This is a genomic window from Burkholderia sp. SR8 (assembly GCF_052851275.1).
In genome coordinates, this window is sequence record NZ_JAULUC010000012.1 from 126,881 (window position 1) to 146,285 (window position 19,405).

Sequence of the window (19,405 nt, forward strand, 5' to 3'; positions counted from 1 at the left end):
TCGGCGCATCCCATCGCAGACAGGAACGACGATGCTATTTGTTCGCCCCGGCAAACTCACGGATCTCGATGCGCTCGCGCACATGGCGCGCACCGCGCAGCCGGTCCTGCACTCGCTGCCGCACGACCGCGCGGCGCTCGAAGCGCGCGTGGCGCTCTCCGAGGATTCGTTTCGCGCGGACGTCGACTTCGCCGGCGAGGAGTTCTACCTCTTCGTGCTCGAGGATTCGTCGACGGGCAAGCTGCTCGGCACGGCGAGCATCGTGGCCGCGGCCGGCTACTCGGAACCGTTCTACGCGTTCCGCAACGACGCACTGATCCACGCGTCGCGCGAGCTGCACGTGAACCGCAAGATCCACGCGCTCACGATGTCGCACGAGCTGACCGGCAAGAGCCGGCTGGCCGGCTTCTACGTCGATCCGTCGCTGCGCGGCGACGCGGCCGCGCACCTGATCTCGCGTGCGCGGATGATGTACATCGCCGCGAATCGCCGCCGCTTCACGCCGGAAGTGTTCACGCTGCTGCTCGGCGTGAGCGACAACACGGGCGCGTCACCGTTCTGGGAAGCGGTGGGCCGCAAGTTCTTCGGCCGCGACTTCACCGACGTCGACATCGCGTCGGGCGGCCGCAGCCGCACGTTCATCGCGGAAGTGATGCCCGCGTATCCGCTCTACGTGCCGCTGTTGCCGGAAGCCGCGCAGCGCGTGCTCGGCGAGCCGAACGAGACGGCGCTGCTCGCGTACGACATCCATCTCGAGGAAGGCTTCGAGCCCGACCGCTTCGTCGACATCTTCGACGCGGGCCCGGTGCTGACCGCCCAGGTCGACCGCACCGCCTGCGTGAAGCACGGCGCGGAGCGCACGGTGCGCGAAGCGGCGCGCCAGCAGGGCGACGTCGCGTACATGGTGTCGACGGGCAGCGGCGCATCGTTCCGCTGCGTGCTGGCCGATCTGCCGGCCACCGGCGATGCACCGCTCGCCGGCGACGTGCGCGCGGCGCTCGATGTGAAGGATGGCGATGTCGTGCGCTGCGTGCCGCTGCATCGCCGCGACGATGAAGAATCGAAGGGAGACGCAGCATGATCGTCGTTCGGGTCGTACAAACGGGCGACGTCGACGCGCTCGTGTCGCTCGCGCAGGAAACCGGGCCGGGCCTGACCACGTTCAAGCCCGACCGCGACGCGCTCGCCGCGCGCATCGAACGCTCGCGCCGCACGCTCGCAGGCCACGCGGCACCCGGCGAAGCCGGCTACTTCTTCGTGATGGAAGATTCGAAGACGGGCGACATTGCGGGCGTGTGCGGAATCGAGACGCAGGTCGGGCTCGAGCAACCGTTCTACAACTATCGCGTGAGCACGGTCGTGCATGCGAGCCAGGAGCTCGGCGTGTGGACGCGCATGTCCGCGCTGAACATCTCGCACGACCTGACGGGCTACGCGGAAGTGTGCTCGCTGTTCCTGAGCCCGCGCTATCGCACGGGCGGCGTCGGCGGCCTGCTGTCGCGCTCGCGGTTCATGTTCATCGCGCAGTTCCGCGACCGCTTCCCGGAACGCATCTGCGCGGAACTGCGCGGCCACTTCGACGAAGACGGCACGTCGCCGTTCTGGCGCGCGGTCGGTTCGCACTTCTATCAGATCGACTTCAATGCAGCGGACTACCTGAGCTCGCACGGCCGCAAGTCGTTCCTCGCGGAACTGATGCCGCGCTATCCGGTGTACGTCGACCTGCTGCCGCAGGACGCGCAGGACGCGGTCGGCCTCACGCACCGCGACACGCTGCCGGCCCGCAAGATGCTCGAAGCCGAAGGGCTGCGCTACCAGAACCACGTCGACATCTTCGACGCGGGGCCGGTGCTCGAATGCCACGTGAACGACCTGCGCACGGTGCGCGAGAGCGTCGTCGTGCCGGTCGCGATCGGCGTGCCGGATGCGCGGGAAGGCGCGCCGAAGTCGCTCGTGTCGAACACGTCGCTCGACGATTTCCGCGTCGGCGTCGCGCCGGGCGTGGTCGCGAACGGCTCGTTCGTGCTGTCCGCCGACGATGCCACCGCGCTCGACGTGAAGGCCGGCGATCCGGTCCGCGTGCTGCCGCTCAAAGTCAAACAGGGATAAACGAATCATGACGGAACTCTTCATCGACGGCGCCTGGGTCGCAGGCTCGGGCCCCGTCTTCGCGTCACGCAACCCGGGCACCGACGCGATCGCGTGGCAGGGCGCGAGCGCGTCGGCGGCCGACGTCGACCGTGCGGTCGCCAGCGCGCGGCGCGCGTTCGCCGGCTGGTCGGCGCTCGACTTCGAAGCGCGCTGCGAAATCGTCAAGCGCTTCGCCGCGCTGCTCACCGAACGCAAGGAAGCGATCGCGACCGCGATCGGCCGCGAAACGGGCAAGCCGCTGTGGGAAGCCCGCACGGAAGTCGCGGCGATGGCCGCGAAGGTCGGCATTTCGATCCAGGCATACCAGGAACGCACCGGCGAGAAGCGCCAGGACATGGCCGACGGCGTCGCGGTGCTGCGCCATCGCCCGCACGGTGTCGTCGCGGTGTTCGGTCCGTACAACTTCCCCGGCCATTTGCCGAACGGGCATATCGTGCCGGCGCTGATCGCGGGCAACACGGTCGTGTTCAAACCGTCCGAGCTCGCGCCGGGCGTTGCGCGCGCAACCGTCGAGGTGTGGCACGACGCCGGGCTGCCGGCCGGCGTGCTGAACCTCGTGCAGGGCGAGAAGGACACGGGCATCGCGCTCGCGAATCATCGCCAGATCGACGGGCTGTTCTTCACCGGCAGCTCGGACACCGGCACGCTGCTGCACAAGCAGTTCGGCGGCCGTCCGGAAATCGTGCTCGCGCTCGAGATGGGCGGCAACAACCCGCTCGTGATCGGCGAAGTCGAGGACATCGACGCGGCCGTGCACCATACGATCCAGTCGGCATTCCTGTCGGCCGGCCAGCGCTGCACGTGCGCACGCCGCATCTTCGTGCCGCACGGCGCGTTCGGCGACCGCTTCCTCGCGCGCTTCACCGACGTCACGTCGAAGATCACCGCCGACGTGTTCGATGCCGATCCGCAGCCGTTCATGGGCGCGGTGATCTCGGCGCGCGCGGCGGCGAAACTCGTCGATGCGCAGACGCGCCTGATCGAGCAGGGCGCGAAGCCGATCATCGCGATGACGCAGCGCGATCCGCGCCTCGGCTTCGTGAACGCGTCGATCATCGACGTGACCGGCGTCGCGAACCTGCCGGACGAAGAGCACTTCGGCCCGCTCGCGCAGATCGTCCGTTACGCGACGTTCGACGAAGCGATCGAGCGCGCGAACGACACGGCGTTCGGCCTGTCCGCCGGGCTGCTCGCCGACGACGCGCACGCATGGGAGCACTTCCGCCGCACCATCCGCGCGGGGATCGTCAACTGGAACCGCCCGACCAACGGCGCATCGTCGGCCGCGCCGTTCGGCGGCACGGGCCGCTCGGGCAATCATCGGCCGAGCGCGTACTACGCGGCCGACTATTGCGCGTATCCGATGGCGTCGGTGGAAAGCACGCAACTGACCTTGCCCGCGAGCCTGTCGCCGGGCCTGCATTTCTGATCGAGGGAACGACGATGAACGCACAAGAAGCCAATTTCGACGGACTCGTCGGCCCGACCCACAACTACGCCGGGCTGTCGTTCGGCAACGTGGCGTCGCTGAACAACGAGAAGTCGGCCGCGAATCCGAAGGCGGCCGCGAAGCAGGGGCTGCGCAAGATGAAGCAGCTCGCGGATCTCGGCTTCGCGCAAGGCGTGCTGCCGCCGCAGGAGCGGCCGTCGCTGCGCCTGTTGCGCGAGCTCGGCTTCTCCGGCAAGGACGCGGACGTGATCGCGAAGGCCGCGAAGCAGGCGCCCGAACTGCTCGCCGCGGCGAGCTCGGCGTCGGCGATGTGGACCGCGAACGCGGCAACCGTCAGCCCGTCGGCCGACACGAGCGACGGTCGCGTGCATTTCACGCCGGCGAACCTGTGCAGCAAGCTGCATCGCGCGATCGAGCACGAAGCGACGCGCCGCACGCTGTCGACGCTGTTCGCGGACCCCGTGCACTTCGCGGTGCACGACGCGCTGACGGGCACGCCGGCGCTCGGCGACGAAGGCGCGGCGAACCATACGCGCTTCTGCGCCGAATACGGCAAGCCGGGTGTCGAGTTCTTCGTGTACGGCCGCGCCGAATATCGCCGCGGGCCGGAGCCGAAGCGCTTCCCGGCGCGCCAGACGTTCGAGGCGAGCCGCGCGGTCGCGCATCGCCACGGTCTCGCGGAAACGGCGACGGTCTACGCGCAGCAGGACCCGGACGTGATCGACGCGGGCGTGTTCCACAACGACGTGATCTCGGTCGGCAACCGCGACACGCTGTTCACGCACGAGCGCGCGTTCGTCAACAAGCAGGCGATCTACGACACGCTGACGGCCGCGCTCGACGCTCGCGGTGCGCGCCTGAACGTGATCGAGGTGCCGGACGCAGCGGTGAGCGTGAACGACGCGGTGACGTCGTACCTGTTCAACAGCCAGTTGCTGTCGCGCGCGGACGGCTCGCAAGTGCTCGTCGTGCCGCAGGAGTGCCGCGAGAACGGGAACGTCGCCGCGTATCTCGACCGGCTCGCGGCCGGCAACGGCCCGATTCGCGACGTGCTCGTGTTCGACCTGCGCGAAAGCATGAAGAACGGCGGCGGCCCCGCGTGTCTGCGCCTGCGCGTCGTGCTGAACGACGCGGAGCGCGCGGCCGTCACGTCGAACGTGTGGATCAACGACACGCTGTTCGCGTCGCTCGACGCGTGGATCGACAAGCACTACCGCGACCGTCTCGCGCCGGAAGACCTCGCCGATCCGTCGCTGCTCGACGAATCGCGCACGGCGCTCGACGAGCTCACGCAGATCCTGCGCGTCGGATCGCTGTATGACTTCCAGCGCTGAGGCGCGCATGCCGGCCGCCGCGTTGCTCGACGACTTCCTCGCGTTCACGCTGGCCGGCGATGCGCCGGTGATGAAAGAGGGCGCGTGTGCGAACGGCGCGGTGCGCTGGCGCTGGCTCGGCGACGGGCTGCTCGCGCTCGAGCCGGATGCGGGCGATGCCGGTGCGGCCGCGCGCGCGAGCGTGCTCGTGTCGGCCGGTGTGCACGGCGACGAGACCGCGCCGATCGAGCTGCTGTCGATGCTCGTGCGCGATCTCGCCGCGGGCACGCTGCCGCTCGCATGCCGGCTGCTCGTCGTGCTCGGCAACGTGCCGGCGATGCGCGCGGGCGAACGCTATCTCGACGACGACCTGAATCGCCTGTTCAGCGGCCGTCACGCCCAGGTGCCGGCGAGCCGCGAAGCGCCGCGCGCCGCGCAGCTCGAAGCCGCGGCCGCCGCGTTCTTCGCGGCCGCGCCGGCGGGCAGCGTGCGCTGGCACATCGACATGCATACGGCGATCCGCGCATCGGTGTTCGAGCAGTTCGCGCTGCTGCCGCACACGGGCACGCCGCCAACCCGCACGATGATCGAATGGCTCGGCGACGCGCGCATCGCGGCCGTGCTGCTGCATACCGCGAAGGGCAACACGTATTCGCATTTCACGGCCGAGCATTGCGGCGCGCTCGCGTGCACGCTGGAGCTCGGCAAGGTGCGGCCGTTCGGGCAGAACGACCTCGGCCGGTTCGCGCCGGCGGATCGCGCGGTGCGCAAGCTGGTGTCGGGTGAGCAGCGTGACGTCGCCGCGCCGTTGCCGCGCGTGTTCACCGTGATCGACCAGATCACGAAGCAGAGCGACGCGCTGGAGCTGTTCGTCGCGGCCGACGTCGCGAACTTCACCGCGTTCCCGCGCGGTACCGTGCTCGCGCAGGACGGCGACTACCGTTACACGGTGCAGCACGACGAGGAGCGCATCGTGTTTCCGAATCCGACCGTGAAGCCGGGTTTGCGCGCGGGCCTGCTCGTCGTCGACACGACGCGCGACACGCTGGCCGCGCTGGTCTGAACGGCGGCTCATGGCGCGCGGCCGCGGCGACCCGCGGCCCGCGCACCGCTCGCGACATTTTCCTTTTTTGCGATGACGCATGTCCGCCGCGCCGGCGGCCGCCATGCCGCAATTGCATATTTGCGACACCGTCTTGCAAGTTCGCCGAGCCGCGCGCCGGCCGCAGGCACCCGCAGTGCACCATCGCGGGCCGGCAGCCGCTTTGCCATGTCGGGCCGCGCGGATTGGTACAATCGCGGCCTTGCGGCTGTTGCGCCGCATCAAGGCGCGGCGTCGGCATTGCCGGCGTCATTCGACCCTGCAATGATGCATGCGCCCGTAGTTCCGGAACATTCGAGTATCGAGGAGAACACCTGATGAAGTTGGATTGGCGTAAAGTGGCCGCGCACGCGGTAGTGGCGGCATCGGCCGTGGCGGCAGGCAGCGCGATGGCGGCGGATCTGAAGGAGATCCGCTTCGGCGTCGAGGCCTCGTACGCGCCGTTCGAATACAAGACGCCCGACGGCAAGCTGACCGGCTTCGACATCGACATCGGCAACGCGGTGTGCGCGAAGCTGAAGACGAAGTGCGTGTGGGTCGAGAACGACTTCGACGGCCTGATCCCCGCGCTGCAGGCGCGCAAGTTCGACGCGATCAACTCGGACATGACGATCACCGACCAGCGCAAGCACGCGATCGCGTTCACCGATCCGATCTACACGATCCCGAACCAGCTGATCGCGAAGCAGGGCAGCGGCCTGCAGCCGACGCCGCAATCGCTGAAGGGCAAGCGCGTCGGCGTGCTGCAGGGCACGATCCAGGAAGCGTACGCGAAGAAGAAGTGGGCGCCGGCCGGCGTCGAAGTCGTGCCGTACCAGACCCAGGACCTCGCGTACGCCGACCTGAAGTCGGGCCGTCTCGACGCGACGTTCCAGGATTCGGAAGCGGGCTCGAAGGGCTTCCTGACGAAGCCGCAAGGCCAGGGCTTCGGCTTCGCCGGCGGCACGGTCAGCGATGCCGAGATCCTCGGCTCGGGCGTCGGCTTCGGCCTGCGCAAGAACGACGCGGCGCTGAAGACCGCGCTCGACCAGGCGCTGAAGGAACTGAAGGCGGACGGCACGATCGACACCCTCGCGAAGAAGTACTTCAGCGTGCCGGTCACGCTCAAGTAAGCGTTTCGATCCGTCGTACGATGCAGCCGGCCGCGTTCGCGGCCGGTTTGCTTTTGGGGGGCGGATTGCGTGCGCGGGCCGGCGGACGGGCCGCCGCGCGCATCACGCCGGCTGCGCGGGGAAGAACCGTCCCAGTTCGCGCGCGAGCTCGTTGAGCACGCTCATCTCCTGCTGCGTGATCTTGCGCGCGGGCTGCGCGCCGGCCCAGTCGCCGTACAGCAGCGCGACGGTCGTCGCGCCGACCCGCACCGGCAGCAGCACGAACGCACGCGTGTCGGGCAGCGCATCGAGGTACCACGCGGGCAACCGCTTCACCATCTTCGGTTCCTGCGCCTGCTCGATGAAGATGCCGACCGAGTTCGTGATCGCGAGATGGAACACGTCCGGCTCGAAGCGCTCGTCGAACGCGAGCCGCTCGAGCGCCGCGTCGACGTCCGGCCCGAAGCCGAGCCGCGCGGCGAACGTGCCGTCGCCACGGCGCACGAACATCACGGTGCGTGTGAACGCGAGACCGGCGAGCAGGCTCTCGGATGCGAGCGCGAGCACCGGCGTCAGTACGTGCTCGGACGGCAGCGCGCGCAGGTCGGCAAGGCCGGCTTCGAGGCACGCCTCCGGTTCGGCCTGCGCGCGTGCGATCGCGTCCGCGTTCGCGCGCAGCTCGACGATCTCGCGCATCACGGTGTCGCTCGCTTCCTCGCGCGCGAGCCGCTCGGCGATTTCGACGAGCGCGTCGGACTCGATCTCCAGCTCGGCGCCGTAGTGCTGCGCGAGCGCCGCGATGCGCGCGTCGCGCTGCGGGCTCGCCGGCATCGCGAGCGCGCCGGCCACATCGGTCGAGCAGCGGCTCACCGCGCGCAGCCAGCGCACGCGCTCGGCGCTGTCGTCGGCGCACGCGTCATGGGGGCGCGGGCAGTCGTCGCGATCGTCGTCGTCCTCGTCCGCTGCGTCGGCGACGTCAGCGCGCGCGGCGCGGCCGTCGCCGTCGGACATCCCGGCGCGGATCACGTCGGGCAGCCGCCAGCTCGCGGCGGCCTCGAGGCCGATCTGGTCGAAGCCGACGCCCAGCACGTCGACGCACGCGGCCGCATCGTCGCCGTCCAGCTCGGCGGCGCGGCGGCGGATCCGGTCCCATTCGCTGTCGAGGTAGCAGACGACGAGCAGCTTGCCGACCTGGCGCATCAGCGTGCAGACGACGGCTTCCTCGCCGCCGCGCAGCTCCGCATGCTCGGTCAGCTTGCGCGCGACGCAGCCGGACAGCAGCGCGCGGTTCAGCTCGAGCTTCGCGTCGATGCGGCGCGGCGTGCTGTGGTGGAAGTGATCGACGAGCTTCAGCCCGACGACCAGATGGCCGACGGTGTCCATCCCGAGCACCATCAGTGCGCGTGTGACGGTCGTGATGTTGCCGCCGAACGCCATGTACATCGCGGAGTTCGCGAGCCGCAGCACTTTCTGCGTGAGCGCGAAATCCGACAGCACGACGCGCACGAGCGCGGTGAAGTCGAGATCGTCGTTCTTCATCGCGGCCATCGTCGCGCGCAGCGATTCCGACAGCAGCGGGAAGTCGCCCCGTTCGTTCATCCGGGCCCACAGCTTGTCGAGCAGCGCCGTGCGGGGCAGGTGTGCGGTGATTGACATACGGATTCGTCCGGTTCGCCGTGCGGCGTCAGGCGGCGTGCAGGCGCAGCTGCTGCGCCTCGAAGCGCCGTGCGAGCTCTTCGGACGGCAGTGCCTGGCAGACGAGCCAGCCCTGGATGTGGTTGCAGCCCATTTCGGTCAGCAGTTCGCGTTGTGCTTCCGTTTCGACGCCTTCCGCGACGAGCTCGAGATCGAGCGTCTGCGCGAGGCCGACCACGGCCGACACGATCGCGCGGTCGTTGCGCGACGTCAGCAGGTTCTCGACGAAGCTGCGGTCGATCTTCAGTTTCGCGAGCGGGAAGCGCTGCAGATAGGCGAGGCTCGAATAGCCGGTGCCGAAATCGTCGATCGCGAAGCGGATGCCGAGCTCGGTCAGTTCCTCGAGTAGCCCCTTGGCCTGCGCGGGATCGTGCATCAGCAGGCTTTCGGTGATTTCGAGCACGATGCGGCGCGGGTCGAGACCGGTCAGCGCGATCGCCTCGCGCACGCTCTGCGTGAAGCGCGGGTCGCGGAACTGCTGCGGCGACACGTTGACCGCCACGTACTGCAGCGCGAGCCCCTGGCGGTCCCATGCGACGAGCTGCATGCACGCGGCCTTGAGCACCCAGTTGCCGAGGTAGTTGATCAGGCCGATCGATTCGGCGAGCGGAATGAAGGTCGCCGGCGGCACGAGGCCGTGCACCGGATGGCGCCAGCGGATCAGCGCCTCGACGCCGACCACCGCGCCCGACTGGCTGCGCGTGATCGGCTGGAAGTGCAGCGAGAACTCGCCGTTGCGCACGCCGTCGTACAGGTCGGCCTCGAGCTTGAGCCGCTCGGCGTCGGCCGGATCGTCGACGGGCGCATGAAACGCGAGCGCATTGCCGCCCGACGCCTTCGCCTGCGCGAGCGCATGGTCGGCGCGGCGCAGCAGCGGGCTGTGATGCTGCGCACGGTGCGGCGCCGCGCGTTCGTCCGGATACAGTGCGATGCCGATGCTCGCGGACAGGTGGACGGTCTGCCCCTGGTACACGTAAGGTTCGCGCACCGCGGCCTGCAGCCGGCGCGCGAGCGCATCCGCGGCGTCGCTCGCGCGTGCGCGGTCGGGCGCGGTGAACACGATCGCGAACTTGTCGCTCGCGACGCGCGCGAGCTGCTCGTCGGGCGCGACGAGCGCCTGCAGCCGCTGCGCGGTCTGGCGCAGCAGCGCGTCGCCGGCGTCGTAGCCGAGCGCGCGGTTGATGCGCTGGTAGTCGTCGAGGTCGAGCAGCAGCAGCGCCGCGCAGGTGCCGGTTTCATCGGCGGCCTGCTGCGCGCGCATCAGCGCGGGCACGAGCGCCGATAGGTTGTCGAGCCCCGTCATCGGATCGTGGTGCATCTCGTACGTGAGCCGCGCCTCGAGCGCGCGCCATGCCGACACGTCGAATGCGGCGATCGCGAAGCCGTCGACGCCGTGATGGCGGCTCTTGAACGCGCGGATCTCGACGTCGAGCGGATAGGTGAGCGACTTCACGATGCACAGCGTCGCCTTCTCGACCTGGCCCGAGCGTGCGGCGCGTGCAAGCAGGCCTTCGAGCGCCGCGGTATCCTGTTCGGCGATCAGGTCGCGCAGCGTCAGCGTGTGCAGGTAGTCGCGGTGGTAGCCGATGAAGCGCAGGCTCGCATCGGACACGTACAGGAAGCGCAGTTCGCGGTCGACATGGGCGAGGAAGTCCACCGTGCCGACCGTCTGTTCCAGCCAGTTCCGCACGGTGTCGTCGCGGCGCGGCGCGCCGGCGCGCGCAGGCATCAGCGCGCCGCCCGACCAGGCGAAGCGGCGCAGCGTATGCAAGGCGCTGCGCCAGGAGCCCTTGCGTGGCGTCTGTTTCCTGTTGGCTTCCATGTTTCTCGCTGACGATTAGGGCTGGAACCGGTTGTCCGGAAGGATTAACGGCAGCCCGCGCGGAATCTTTAACCGGCCGGCCGGCCGCGCAGCGCGCGGCTGCCGGGCCGGGGCGTGCATCCCGGCGTTCGACTGGCGAACGCCGGCTTGGCCTACATCGGGCTGACTTTATAAGAAATGAGGACGCAGATGAAGCGAAAACTATGGGTAGGCGCCGCGGCGGCGCTGCTGGTCGCCGGTCATGCGCTGGTTGCACAGGCGCAACTGAAGCCCGGCGATGCGGCGCCCGATTTCACGACGCAGGCGTCGCTCGGCGGCAAGACTTACACGTACTCGCTCGCCGACGCGCTGAAGCACGGGCCGGTCGTGCTGTACTTCTACCCGGCGGCATTCACGAAGGGCTGCACGATCGAGGCGCATGCGTTCGCGGATGCGGTCGATCGTTACAAGGCTTACGGCGCGACGGTGATCGGCGTATCGGCCGACAACATCGACACGCTGACGAAGTTCTCGGTGAGCGAGTGCCGCAGCAAGTTCCCGGTCGCGGCCGATCCGGATGCGAAGATCATCCGCGAATACGACGCGAAGCTGCCCGCGGTTGATCGCGCGAACCGCGTGTCGTATGTGATCTCGCCGGAAGGGAAGGTGCTGTACGAATACACGAGCCTGTCGCCGGACAAGCACGTCGAGAACACGCTCGCTGCGGTGAAGGCGTGGGCCGACACGCATCCGAAGCAGTGAGCGGCGCGCAGTAAGCCCACAGTAAAGCGGCCCGCATCGCGGGCCGCCGGCACGACGAAGCGCGCCGCCGCGGCGGCGGCGCGGGCCTTCGGTTACGCGCGCAACGCCTGCTCGATCGGCACGCTGCCGCCGACGAAGCCGATGACCTTGCGCGAAATGCCGAGCTTGATCGCCTCGATCGCGGCCCATGCGACGTCCTGGCGCGACACCGGCGGCGGCGCGTCGAGCGGCTCCTCGGTCAGCGCGATCTTGCCGACGCCCGGGCCGTCCGCAAGCGGGCCGGGGCGCAGGATCACGTAGTCGATGCCCGACGCGATCACGCGGTCGTCGCCTTCGCGCTTCATCTGCGAGTAATGGCGCAGCCCGTCGCTGCGCTCCGGCCAGTACGCGGTCAGCGAACTGATCACGACCAGCTTCTGCACGTTGTAGGCCAGCGCATGCTCGGCCGCGCGCGCGACCGCGTCGCGATCGATCTGCTCTTCCTGCGTGGCGCCTTCCGATTCGGCAGAGCCGGCCGCGTAGATCACGTGCGTGATGCCCTGGAACGCGTGCGAGAAATCGCCCGTCAGGTCGGCCTCGACGACCTTCGCGCCCGGCAGCGCGTAGCCGTGCCGGCGCACCAGCGCCGTGACCTCGAATTCCGGCTGCTTGAGCAGCAGATCCGCGCAGGCCTGGCCCGTGCGGCCGGTCGCGCCAATCAGCAGTACCTTCGTCGTCATGAAACCGCTCCTTGCTCGATGCGTCATCCATCCAGATAGGGACGGACGACCGATACTCAAGTGTATGTCGATTTGGGCCGGCGGCGCGCGCGTAATTGGGGCGGCACCGCCGCGCGGTCATCGGCGCGGGTGCGGCGCCCCGTCGGCCGCATCGTCGCGCGCGCCGATTGCGGGATCGACCCGCCGACCGGCTATCATGTGCGCGATGCATTTTTCGCCGCTACGCAATACAACGCGGCGGCCAACCGGTTGGAGTACACATGGCATTACCCCTGGACAACGTCAGCATGGCCGTGTTCTGCGACTTCGAGAACGTCGCGCTCGGCGTGCGCGACGCGAAGTACGAGAAATTCGACATCAAGCCCGTGCTGGAGCGGCTGCTGCTGAAGGGCAGCATCGTCGTGAAGAAGGCCTATTGCGACTGGGAGCGTTACAAGGGCTTCAAGGCGTCGATGCACGAGGCGAGCTTCGAGCTGATCGAGATTCCGCACGTGCGCCAGTCGGGCAAGAATTCCGCCGACATCCGGCTCGTCGTCGATGCGCTCGATCTCTGCTACACGAAGTCGCACGTCGATACATTCGTGATCATCAGCGGCGACTCGGATTTTTCGCCGCTCGTGTCGAAGCTGCGCGAGAACGCGAAGAAGGTGATCGGCGTCGGCGTGAAGAAGTCGACGTCGGACCTGCTGGTCGCGAACTGCGACGAATTCATTTTCTACGACGACCTGGTGCGCGAGCAGCAGCGTGCGCTCGCGAAGCGCGAACAGCAGCAGCGTACGGGCAACGGCGGCGCGAAGCGCGCCGACGAACCGTCGCGCAAGCCGGAGCTCGAGGTGCGGCGCAGCGAAGCGATCGCGCTCGCGGTCGAGACGTTCGACGCACTGGCGTCCGAGCGCGACGACGTCGGCAAGATCTGGGCGTCGGTGCTCAAGAGCGCGATCAAGCGCCGCAAGCCCGACTTCAACGAGTCGTATTACGGTTTCCGCGCATTCGGCAACCTGCTCGACGAAGCGCAGGCGCGCGGCCTGCTCGAAGTGGGGCGCGACGACAAGTCGGGCGCGTTCGTGTCGCGGCCGCGGCAGTCGGCTTCGCTCGAACCGATGATCGCCGCTCGCGATACGGGCGGCGCGCAGCACGGTCACGGCGGGCGCCATGCGGAGCCGGCGCCGGCGGAGCGCGAATCGCGCCATCGCGGAAAGCGGGCGCCAGCGGCCGCGCACGAAAGCGTGCAGGCCGACGTGGAAGAGGCCATCGCCGGCGACGTCGCGAGCGAAGTGCCGGCCGTGCCGGCAGCCATGGCGGACGCGGCCGATGCGGTCGAAGCGGTCGAAGCGGTCGATACGCACGGTGAAGCGAAGGACGGCCGCAAGCGCGCACGCAAGAGCGCGGCGAAGAAGGCCGGCGCGAAGAAGGGCGGTGACGCGAAGGGTGCCGGCCGTCAGGCGGCGGTCAAGCCGGACGAGACCGCGCACGGCGGCGACCCGCATGCGGAAGGCAAGCACGCCGAAGCGACGCATCGCGCTGCGGCACACGGTGACGACCGGCACACTGCGGCCGAGCGCGCGGCGCCTGCGGCCGGCGAGTACGGTGCATCGGCTGCGGCTGCGCAGGCGTCGCCGGACGCCGCACCGCCTGCAGCGGCTGCCGAGCCGGCCGGTGAAGCAGCGGGCGAACCGGCAACCGTGGCCAAGCCGAAGAAGCCGGCCCGCAAGACGGCGCCGCGCGCGCGTCGTCCGCGCAAGACGGCAGCGGCTGCCGAGTAACGGCGGCCGGACGGGGCGGCGCCCGGCCAACGGCGCCGCCCCGTCGTCGCACGATCACGTCTTCACGTCGGCCGGTGCCGCGCCGGCCGGCGCACTCCGTCACCCGTTCAGCACGTACGGCTGCGTCATCACTTCGAGGAAGTGGCCGTCCGGATCGTCGAAGTACACGCCGCGTCCGCCGTTGTGACGGTAGATTTCACCGGGCTGCCGCTTCGCCGGATCGGCCCAGTGCGGGAGCCCGCGCTCGCGAATGCGTGCATGCACGCGATCGAAGCCGGCCTCGTCGATCAGGAAAGCGTAGTGCTGCGCCGCGATTTCTCCCTCTTTCTCGTAGAAATCGAGCGACACGCCGTTGTCGAGCTGGACGACCAGCATCGCGCCGAACGGCGTCGGCGCCGGCAGTTCCAGAAGCTCGGTGAGAAAACGGCTCGACGCGCGCTTGTCGCGGCACCAGACGATCGTATGGTTCAGCTGGACGTTCATGGCGGGTTCCCGGCACGGTGTGCAACGGTGGGCATCGACATACGATAGTCCATCGCCGCGGGCGCGCAAGCACGCGAGGCGGCGCACGCAGCCGTCGAGCGCGAATCGTCGGCTGAAACGATCTGGACGATCGGCTACTTTTTCGGGAACAAAGGTCATTGGCGCGGCTTTTTGCGCCGCGAAGAATCTCTGTCAACCATCGCCGTCATCCGCCGGATGACGAACCGGCGATGCGCAACAGGGAGACAGACGATGCGCTTCACGCTGAACGGCCGGCCGTTCGATTTCGACGGCGATCCCGACACGCCGCTGCTGTGGGTCATTCGCGACGCGGCCCGGCTCACCGGCACCAAATACGGCTGCGGCATCGGCGCGTGCGGCGCCTGCACCGTGCATCTCGACGGCGAGGCCGCGCGCTCGTGCGTGCTGCCGGCGGCGAGCGTCGCGGGCCGCACCGTCACGACGATCGAGGGGCTGTCGCGCGACCGCTCGCACCCGGTGCAGCGCGCGTGGATCGAGAAGGACGTGCCGCAGTGCGGCTACTGCCAGTCGGGCATGGTGATGGCGACCGCCGCGCTGCTCGCGCAACACCGCAAGCCGACCGACGCGCAGATCGACCAGGCCGTCACGAACCTGTGCCGCTGCGCGACCTATCAACGCATCCGCGAGGCGATCCATGTCGCGGCCGGCTGACGCGGTGCGGGCGCCGGATGCAGCGCGGCGCGGGTTCCTGAAGGGCGGCGTCGCGCTGGCGGGCAGCCTGCTGCTGCCGCTCGCGTACGGCGAGGTCGTGCATGCGGCCGGCGACGGCACGCGCTTTCGCGAGATCAACGACTGGGTGCGCGTGGACGCCGACGGCCGGACGATCATCGGCCTGTCGCAGGCGGAAGTCGGGCAGGGCGTGTACACCGGGCTGCCGCAGGTGCTCGCCGACGAGATGGATGCCGACTGGCGCAGCGTGACGGTCGAATTCGTCACCGGGCGCGACGCGTACCGGATCGACGCCGCGAACGAGGCGCCGCAGCAGTTCGTCGGCGCATCGATGTCGGCGACGATGTTCTACACGCGGCTGCGCGTCGCCGGCGCGCAGGCGCGCTCGGCGTTCCTGCGCGCCGGTGCCGCGCGGCTCGGCGTGCGCGACACGCAGTGCGTGACGCGCGACGGCCGCGTGATCCATCCACCGAGCGGCCGCTCGCTGTCGTACGGCGCGCTCGTCGACGCGGCCGCGCAGCTGCCGCCCGACCCGCAGCCGCGCATGAAGCCGGCGTCCGCGCACACGCTGATCGGTCGTCCGCTGCACAAGCTCGACGTGCCCGCGAAGGTCGACGGCAGCGCGATCTTCGGCATCGACGTGCAGGTGCCGGGCATGCTGGTCGGCGCGCTTACGATGGCGCCGACGCTGAACGGCCGGCCGACGGCCGTGAAGAACCGCGACGCGTTGTGCGCGATGCCGGGCGTCGCGGACGTCGTACTCGCGAAGGATGCGGTGATCGTGGTCGCCAACAGCTACTGGCAGGCGAAGAAGGCGTGCGACGCGGCGGACGTCGTATGGGATGCGGGCACGACGCCGCCGTTCGACAGCGCGACGATCCTCGCACAGCGCAAGGGCGCGCTGCAGGCCGAACATGCGGTGGTCGCCACGCGGATCGGCGAGCCCGCGCGCCGTCTTGCGGAGGCGGGCACGGTCGTCGAAGCCGATTACCACACGCCGTACATCGTCCACGCGACGATGGAGCCGGTCAACGCGACCGTGCACGTGCGGGCGGGCGAGATCGAAGTGTGGGGGCCGATCCAGGGGCAGGACAAGGTGCGCTGGACGCTGTCGGCGCTGTTCGGCGTGCCGGCCGACAAGGTCATCGTCAACACGACGTTTCTCGGCGGCAGCTTCGGCCGCAAGTACGTGCCCGATTTCGTCGTGCATGCGGCCGTCGCGTCGAACGCGCTCGGGCGGCCGGTGAAGGTGATCCGCTCGCGCGAGGACGATCTCCGTCACGGCTTCTACCGCCCGTGCGCGTCCGCGCGGTTTCGCGCGGCGCTCGGCAGCGACGGGCTGCCGGTCGCGCTGCATGCGCGCGTCGCCGGCCATTCGCTGTACGCGGCGATCAAGCGCGACCGTTACGAGAAGGCCGGCGGCTGGGACGAGACGATGCTCGACGGCCTGTACGACCTGAGCTACGAGGTGCCGAACCTGCTCGTCGACTCGGTCACGGTGATGCAGCCGATTCCGGTCAGCTTCATGCGCAGCGTCGGCAGCACGTCGACGGTGTTCTTCCTCGAGAGCTTCGTGAACGAGCTCGCGCACACCGTGCGCGCCGATCCCGTGCAATACCGGCGCGCATTGCTGAAGCACGATGCGCTCGCGTTGCGCGTGCTCGACGCGACGGCCGCCCGCGCGAACTGGTTCGGCCGCGCGCCGGCCGGCGTGTCGCGCGGGGTCGCGTATTCGCTGTACACCGGGCGGGGCGGCGCGTTCAGCACGTACGTCGCGACGATCGCCGAGGTGCGCGTGACGGGCGGCAACGTGAAGCTCGAGCGGATCGTGTGCGGGATCGACTGCGGCCGTGCGATCAATCCGCTGCTGATTCGCGAGATGGTCGAAGGCGGCGTCGGCTTCGCGCTGACCAATACGTTCCGGAGCGAGATCACGTTCGAGCACGGCGCGGTCGTGCAGCGCAATTTCGCCGACTACCCGCTGCTGGGCCTTGCCGCGATGCCGAGGATCGACGTGGTGATCGTCGACAGCGATCGCGATCCGCAAGGTTGCGGCGAAGTCGCGTTGCCGCCCGTCGCGCCGGCCGTCGCCGACGCGATCTGGCGCGCGACCGGCGAGCGGCCGCGCTCGATGCCGTTCCCGACGCCGCTCGCGACCTGAGCTTTTCGCCGTTCCCGCCAGGGCCGACGGCGCGCGATGCGTCGCCGGCCGATATCAAGCACAACTACACGATAGGTCTGGAGACACTCATGAAAGCCTTCCGCACGGCCGCGACGGCCGTATCTTTCGCGGCCGCCGCCACTGCCGCCACTGCCGCCGCGCCGGGCGCGCATGCGCAGAGCAGCGTGACGCTGTACGGAATCGTCGATACCGGCGTGCAGTACTACAACCACGCGGCGGGCGGCGGGTCGGTCGTCGGCATGCCGTCGCTGACCGGCGAAGTGCCGTCGCGCTTCGGCTTGCGCGGCGTCGAGGATCTCGGCGGCGGCTATCGCGCGTTCTTCGTGCTCGAGAACGGCTTCGCGCTGAACTCGGGCGCACTGAACTATGGCGGCCGGCTCTTCGGCCGGCAGGCGAACGTCGGCATCGAGTCGCCGTACGGCACGCTCACGCTCGGGCGGCAGATGAACATGTCGATGCGGGTGCTGCTCGAGGCCGATGTGATCGGCCCGTCGATCCATTCGATGGCGAGCTTCGACAGCTACCTGCCGAACGCGCGCAGCGACAACGCGGCCGGCTACCTCGGCCGCTTCGGCGGCCTGACGCTCGGCGGCACCTACAGCACCGGGCGCGACGGCGCGGGGCCGGCCGGCCCGTCCGCGACGAATTGCGCGGGCAACGTCGCGGGCGACCCGGTCGCATGCCGCCAGTACACGATGATGGTCGCGTACGACGCGCCGCAGTTCGGCGCGGCCGCTTCGTATGACGTGATGCACGGCGGCACGGGCGCGTCGGCGCCGCTGTCGAGCCCCGGCTACACGGACACGCGCACGATCGTCGACGCGTACGTGAAGTTCGGCATCGCGAAGCTCGGCGCGGGCTGGATCCGCCGCAACACGGCGGCCGCCGTGCACAGCCAGTCGGACCTGTTCTTCGCGGGCGGCACGGTCTACGCGACGCCGGCGCTATCATTCGACGCACAGGCGTTGCGCTACCTGCTGCGCGGCCGCTACGACTCGAATCTGTTCGTCGCGCGCGCCAATTACAGCCTGTCCAAGCGTACGATGGTCTATACGTCCGTCGGCTACATGACGAACAGCGCGCTCGGCACGTCGGCGGTGGCAGCCGGCGGCACCGTCGGCGCCGGCCGGAACCAGGCCGGCGTGATGGCGGGCCTCCAGCAGCGCTTCTGAGCCTGCGGCGCGCACCACGGAGACTGCGACGATGACGACCGATCTTCTCAGCGACGTGCTGACCGGCCTGCGGGCCGATGCGGTCGTCACCGGGCGCTTCACGCTGAGCGCGCCGTGGGCGATCCGCAAGCCGGCCGTCGCGGGCGCGCCGTTTCGCACCTGCGCGGGCAGCCCGTTCTTCCTGTCGGTCGCCGGTGCGGCACCCGTGCACGTCGAACCCGGCGACTTCGTGCTGCTGCCGCACGGCGACGAGCACGTGATGGCGTCGTCGCTCGACGAGCCGCCGGTGCCGTTCGACACGCTGATGGCGGACAAGGGCATCCGGCCGCGCTTCGACACGCCGCTCGAATTCGTCGCGGGCGGCGGCGGCGCGACGAGCGACCTCTATACCGGGATCGTCGTCTATCGCGACATCGTGCGCAGCCCGCTGTTCTCCGTGTTGCCGCCGCTGATCCACGTGCGCGCGAACGACGCGGCCGTCGCGCCGTGGCTCGCGAGCACGCTGCAGAGCTTCATCGAGGAATCGATGGCGTGCCAGCCCGGCTGGGCGGTCGCCGCGACGCGCCTGGCCGACGTGCTGTTCGTGCAGCTGTTGCGCGCGCACCTGCAGTCGTCGGCGAATCACACAGGCTGGCTGCGCGGGCTGACCGATGCGCAGATCGGCCGCGCGATGGCGCTGATGCACCGCGATCCGCGGCGCAACTGGCAGCTGCCGAGCCTTGCGGCCGAGGCCGGCATGTCACGTTCGCGTTTTTGCGCGCGGTTCGCGGAACTGGTCGGCGAGACGCCGATCGGTCACCTGACGGCCTACCGGATGTATCTGGCGAGCGGCGAACTCGCGCGCGGCCGGCTGCGGCTGATCGAGATTGCCGAGCGCGTCGGCTATACATCGGAGAAGGCGTTCGCGCGCGCGTTCCATCGCTGGTCGGGGATGGCGCCGCGCCGCTACGCGCGCAACGCACAGGATCTGTACGACCTCGCGCGGCATGGGTGACCGCGCAGCGCGATGC

Annotated in this window: 16 protein-coding genes; 12 read left to right on the plus strand and 4 right to left on the minus strand. The window is 69.5% G+C overall.

Features of this window, described 5'->3' with window-relative positions; genetic code table 11:
• Positions 1–31: 31 nt before the first annotated feature.
• The 6 genes from aruF (at position 32) to Q3A80_RS17505 (ending at position 7,128) form a co-directional block, all read left to right on the plus strand.
• A complete protein-coding gene (gene aruF, locus Q3A80_RS17480) occupies positions 32–1,081 on the plus strand; it encodes an arginine/ornithine succinyltransferase subunit alpha (RefSeq protein WP_446330174.1) in 1,050 nt (349 codons plus the stop codon).
• On the plus strand, positions 1,078–2,109 hold the full coding sequence (gene astA / locus Q3A80_RS17485) for an arginine N-succinyltransferase (RefSeq protein WP_446330175.1): 1,032 nt from the start codon (positions 1,078–1,080) through the stop codon (positions 2,107–2,109). The genes aruF and astA overlap by 4 nt, the downstream gene beginning before the upstream one ends.
• A 7-nt stretch (positions 2,110–2,116) precedes the next feature.
• Complete coding sequence (gene astD / locus Q3A80_RS17490; protein WP_446330176.1) at positions 2,117–3,580, plus strand: succinylglutamate-semialdehyde dehydrogenase; 1,464 nt, start codon at positions 2,117–2,119, stop codon at positions 3,578–3,580.
• Positions 3,581–3,594: 14 nt separating this feature from the next.
• Positions 3,595–4,935 (plus strand): N-succinylarginine dihydrolase, encoded by a 1,341-nt coding sequence (gene astB, locus Q3A80_RS17495; protein ID WP_446330177.1) that lies wholly within the window; start codon positions 3,595–3,597, stop codon positions 4,933–4,935.
• Positions 4,936–4,942: 7 nt separating this feature from the next.
• Positions 4,943–5,977, plus strand: coding sequence for a succinylglutamate desuccinylase (astE, locus tag Q3A80_RS17500; protein ID WP_446330225.1), 1,035 nt, complete (start codon positions 4,943–4,945; stop codon positions 5,975–5,977).
• 356 nt (positions 5,978–6,333) lie between these two features.
• Positions 6,334–7,128 (plus strand): ABC transporter substrate-binding protein, encoded by a 795-nt coding sequence (locus Q3A80_RS17505; protein WP_446330178.1) that lies wholly within the window; start codon positions 6,334–6,336, stop codon positions 7,126–7,128.
• 102 nt (positions 7,129–7,230) lie between these two features.
• Here the strand turns inward: Q3A80_RS17505 and Q3A80_RS17510 are convergent, their stop codons facing one another.
• The gene (locus Q3A80_RS17510) at positions 7,231–8,763 is read right to left on the minus strand and encodes an HDOD domain-containing protein (RefSeq protein WP_446330179.1); all 1,533 of its coding nucleotides are present in this window, start codon (positions 8,761–8,763) and stop codon (positions 7,231–7,233) included.
• A gap of 28 nt (positions 8,764–8,791) precedes the next feature.
• Positions 8,792–10,531: a cyclic di-GMP phosphodiesterase CdpA gene (gene cdpA, locus Q3A80_RS17515; protein WP_446330226.1), complete on the minus strand. Its 1,740-nt coding sequence runs from the start codon at positions 10,529–10,531 to the stop codon at positions 8,792–8,794.
• A gap of 282 nt (positions 10,532–10,813) precedes the next feature.
• Between cdpA and Q3A80_RS17520 the strand changes: the two genes are divergently transcribed.
• Positions 10,814–11,365, plus strand: coding sequence for a peroxiredoxin (locus Q3A80_RS17520; protein ID WP_446330180.1), 552 nt, complete (start codon positions 10,814–10,816; stop codon positions 11,363–11,365).
• A gap of 92 nt (positions 11,366–11,457) precedes the next feature.
• Here the strand turns inward: Q3A80_RS17520 and Q3A80_RS17525 are convergent, their stop codons facing one another.
• Positions 11,458–12,084, minus strand: a complete 627-nt coding sequence (locus Q3A80_RS17525; protein WP_446330181.1) for an SDR family oxidoreductase — start codon at positions 12,082–12,084, stop codon at positions 11,458–11,460.
• A gap of 260 nt (positions 12,085–12,344) precedes the next feature.
• Between Q3A80_RS17525 and Q3A80_RS17530 the strand changes: the two genes are divergently transcribed.
• Positions 12,345–13,847 (plus strand): NYN domain-containing protein, encoded by a 1,503-nt coding sequence (locus tag Q3A80_RS17530; protein WP_446330182.1) that lies wholly within the window; start codon positions 12,345–12,347, stop codon positions 13,845–13,847.
• A gap of 99 nt (positions 13,848–13,946) precedes the next feature.
• On the opposite strand, the gene Q3A80_RS17535 is transcribed toward Q3A80_RS17530, so the two are convergent.
• Positions 13,947–14,330 carry a VOC family protein gene (locus tag Q3A80_RS17535; protein WP_446330183.1) on the minus strand — a complete coding sequence of 128 codons (384 nt, stop codon included), beginning with the start codon at positions 14,328–14,330 and terminating at the stop codon, positions 13,947–13,949.
• A gap of 252 nt (positions 14,331–14,582) precedes the next feature.
• On the opposite strand from Q3A80_RS17535, the gene Q3A80_RS17540 reads away from it, so the two are divergent.
• The 4 genes from Q3A80_RS17540 (at position 14,583) to Q3A80_RS17555 (ending at position 19,389) form a co-directional block, all read left to right on the plus strand.
• Positions 14,583–15,023 (plus strand): (2Fe-2S)-binding protein, encoded by a 441-nt coding sequence (locus Q3A80_RS17540; RefSeq protein ID WP_446330184.1) that lies wholly within the window; start codon positions 14,583–14,585, stop codon positions 15,021–15,023.
• A complete protein-coding gene (locus Q3A80_RS17545; protein ID WP_446330185.1) occupies positions 15,007–17,202 on the plus strand; it encodes a molybdopterin cofactor-binding domain-containing protein in 2,196 nt (731 codons plus the stop codon). Before Q3A80_RS17540 ends, Q3A80_RS17545 begins: the two co-directional genes overlap by 17 nt.
• An 89-nt stretch (positions 17,203–17,291) precedes the next feature.
• Complete coding sequence (locus Q3A80_RS17550) at positions 17,292–18,395, plus strand: porin (protein WP_446330186.1); 1,104 nt, start codon at positions 17,292–17,294, stop codon at positions 18,393–18,395.
• Positions 18,396–18,426: 31 nt separating this feature from the next.
• Positions 18,427–19,389 (plus strand): AraC family transcriptional regulator, encoded by a 963-nt coding sequence (locus tag Q3A80_RS17555; RefSeq protein WP_446330187.1) that lies wholly within the window; start codon positions 18,427–18,429, stop codon positions 19,387–19,389.
• The last annotated feature ends 16 nt before the right edge of the window (positions 19,390–19,405 follow it).